Below are 752 nucleotides of genomic sequence, written 5' to 3'. Positions count from 1 at the left end.
CGGCCGATCGCGTAGAGCAGGACGATCGGGACGGTCGTGAGCACGACCGAGGCGGCGATGGCGGGGATGTTGATACCGAACTGGCCCTGGAAGGCGGCCAGCGCGAGCGGGATGGTGCGCTGGTCGGGGCTCTGGGTCAGCACCAGCGGCAGCAGGAAACCGTTCCAGATGCCCAGCCCGTTGTAGATGATCACCGTGACCAGGGCCGGGCGGGTCAGCGGGAACGCCAGCCGCCACAGGGTGCCCCACTCGGTCGCGCCGTCCATCCGCATCGACTCGAACAGTTCCTTGGGCACGTCACGGATGAAATTGCCCAGCACCAGCACGCTCAACGGGATCGCGAACGCGATCGAGGGCAGGATGATCGCGGCCAGGGTGTCGTACATCTGCAACCGGATGATGATCAGATAGACCGGGATGATCACCGCCTGCAGCGGGATGGCCAGGCCCAGCAGGAACAAAGCGTTGACCCCGCGCAGGAACCGGTTGTGCACACCGCGCACGATCGCGTACGCGGCCATGAAGCTGATCACCGTGGCCGGGATGACCGCCCCGATCGTGACCACCGCGCTGTTGAAGAAGTAGCGGATGAAGTCGTTCTCGATCACGGTCGTGTAGTTCGCGAACGTCAGGTCCGACGGCGGCGCCAGCGGGTTGGTGATGAAGTAGTTGTCCTGGGTCTTGAAGCTGGTGATCACGATCCAGTACAGCGGGATCATCACGATCAGCAACCACACCCAGGCGAACGAACC

1 protein-coding gene is annotated in these 752 nt (G+C 64.0%); it reads right to left on the bottom strand.

Translation table 11 applies throughout. From position 1 onward, the window contains the following. A partial coding sequence (locus KXC43_RS50300; protein ID WP_221383438.1) for a carbohydrate ABC transporter permease occupies window positions 1-752 on the bottom strand: 752 nt, incomplete at both ends.

The sequence above is a fragment of the Paractinoplanes polyasparticus genome (assembly GCF_019710575.1).
GTDB classification, from domain to species: domain Bacteria; phylum Actinomycetota; class Actinomycetes; order Mycobacteriales; family Micromonosporaceae; genus Actinoplanes; species Actinoplanes polyasparticus.
This window is presented reverse-complemented; position numbering and strand designations above follow the sequence as displayed.